This is a genomic window from Stenotrophomonas sp. PS02298, assembly GCF_029959445.1.
Lineage (GTDB): Bacteria > Pseudomonadota > Gammaproteobacteria > Xanthomonadales > Xanthomonadaceae > Stenotrophomonas.
The window spans coordinates 1-2,510 of the sequence record NZ_JASCOR010000287.1 but is presented as its reverse complement, the minus strand read 5'-3'; the positions used below and the strand labels follow the sequence as shown (position 1 = coordinate 2,510).

2 protein-coding genes are annotated in these 2,510 nt (G+C 67.1%); both read left to right on the top strand.

All coding sequences use genetic code 11. The annotated features are described in order from the left end of the window. Positions 1 to 219 precede the first annotated feature (219 nt). Complete coding sequence (locus QMX78_RS21120) at positions 220 to 930, top strand: HAD-IA family hydrolase (protein ID WP_282273363.1); 711 nt, start codon at positions 220 to 222, stop codon at positions 928 to 930. Positions 931 to 963: 33 nt separating this feature from the next. Continuing rightward, positions 964 to 2,334, top strand: coding sequence for a leucyl aminopeptidase family protein (locus QMX78_RS21115; protein WP_282273361.1), 1,371 nt, complete (start codon positions 964 to 966; stop codon positions 2,332 to 2,334). Positions 2,335 to 2,510: the final 176 nt, after the last annotated feature.

The window sequence follows — 2,510 nt, the reverse complement described above, 5'->3', positions numbered from 1 at the left end:
GGTAAGCGCAGCGCACCCGGGACCGTTTGCAGACAACGCCAGACATCAGCGCACGCCCACTTCCCGGGTGCGCTGCGCTTACCCGGGCTACGCCGCTGCAGCAATCCGGGGCCATGCCAACTGATGACGTGCCGGCTTCGCGGCTGACGCCGCTCCTACAAAAGCGGGCAGCCACGGCCCCTACAGGCCCGGCTCATGGGCTTGGCGTAAAATGGCCGGATGAATTTCCCCGTACTCGCCATCACCCTCGATCTGGACGACACCCTGTGGCCGTTCGCCCCCATCGGTGCCCGCATCGACCAGGTGCTGCACGACTGGATGCTGCAGCACAGCCCGGCGACCGCCAGCATGTACCCGGTCGCCGCCATGCGTGAGCTGCGCGAACGCTCGTTCCGCGACAACCCGCATCTGCACTATGACCTCAGCGCCTTGCGCCGGCTGACCTTGGCCGAAGCGCTGGAAAAGAGTGGTGCCAGCATGGACCTGCTCGACCCGGCCTACGAAGCGTTCTACGCCGCGCGCAACCAGGTCGAGTTCTACCCCGATGCATTGGCCGCACTGCGCCGCATCGCCGCGCGCGTGCCGGTGGCAGCAGTGAGCAACGGCAATGCCGACCTGCAGCGCATTGGCATCGGCGAGTTGTTCGCCTTCCAGCTGGGCTCACGCGAATTCGGTGCAGCCAAGCCGGACCCGGGCATCTTCCATGCCGCCTGCGAACGCCTTGGCGTTGAGCACGCGCAGGTACTGCACGTCGGCGATCACGCCGAGATGGACGTAGCCGGTGCGATGCGCGCCGGCCTGCGTGGTTGCTGGATCAACCGCGAAGAACATTCATGGACCCACACCGAACTGCAGCCTGACCTGCAGTTCGACACCCTGACCGGACTGGCCGACTGGCTGGATGGCAACGCCTCCAACCCGCAGCGCTAAGCCCACGGCCGCCAGCAGACGCAAGAGAACACCATGACCCCGATTACCGCTTACACCACCGATTCCAGCAACGCCCTGCCGCTGTACGTGCTGGACCGCGACGGCTTTGCCGCGTGGAAGGCACAGCAGCCTGCCGCCGTGCAGGCCTGGGCCGCAGCACAACAATTCAACGCCGCGCCAAACAGCGTGCTGTTGTTGCCCGGCGACAACGGCATTGCCGGCGCCGTGCTCGGCGTTGGCGATCATGCCGATGCCTACGCCTACGCGCATGCACCGTTCGCGCTGCCTGCCGGCACCACCTGGCAGGTTGCCAACGCGCTGGACGCCAGCAGCAGCGCCAACCTGCAGATCGGCTGGGGCCTGGGTAGCTACCGCTTCGACCGCTACCGCAAGCTGGCGCGCCCGGCCGCGCAACTGCTGGCAACGCCTGCCGCCGAAGCGCTGGACGTGGTGACCGCCTGCCTGCGCGTGCGCGACTGGGTCAATACGCCGACCGAAGACATGGGCCCGCAGCAGCTGGAAGACGCCGCGCGCGATCTGGTCGAAGCCCATGGCGGCGAGCTGGAAGTGATTGCCGGCGACGAACTGCTGGAAATGAACTTCCCCACCATCCACGCGGTTGGCCGCGCCTCGCATCGCGCGCCGCGCTTGATCGTGCTGCGCTGGGGCAATGCCGGTGCACCGCATCTGGCACTGGTCGGCAAGGGCGTGTGCTTCGACACCGGCGGCCTGGACCTGAAGCCGGCCGACGGCATGCGCAACATGAAGAAGGACATGGGCGGCGCCGCCCACGCCATCGCCCTGGCGGGCCTGGTGATGGCGCAGCAGCTGCCGGTGCAGCTGACCCTGGTGGTGGCTGCGGTGGAGAACGCCGTCGGCCCGGATGCCTTCCGTCCCGGCGAAGTGATCATCACCCGCAAGGGCCTCACCGTGGAGATCGACAACACCGACGCCGAAGGCCGCCTGGTGCTGTGCGACGCGCTGACCTACGTCAGCGAGCAGAACCCGGACACCATCCTCGATTTCGCCACCCTTACCGGTGCCGCACGCATCGCGCTGGGCCCGGACCTACCGGCCTTGTTCGCCAATGACGACACCCTGGCCAACCAGTGGCTGCAGGCGGGCGACAGCACCCGCGACCCGGTCTGGCGCATGCCGTTGTGGCGCCCCTACCTGCGCTACCTCAACAGCGGCATTGCCGATCTGGCCAACGCCGGCTCGCGCATGGCCGGTTCGGTGACCGCAGCGCTGTATCTGGAGCGTTTCATCAACGAAGGCCAAGTGTGGGCACATCTGGACGTCTACGCCTGGAACGACGGCGAGCGCCCGGGCCGCCCGGCCGGTGGTGAAGCGCTGGCATTGCGCTCGGCGTGGGCGATGTTGAAGACGCGTTACGGCGCCTGAAGCGTCCCTGTAGTGCCGAGCCATGCTCGGCATTGGGGCATTGCCGGTAACGCTTCAACTGTAGTGCCGAGCCATGCTCGGCATTGGGGCATTGCCGGTAACGCTTCAACTGTAGTGCCGAGCCATGCTCGGCATTGGGGCTCTATCGGTGAAGCCTCTGCCGAGCATGGCTCGGC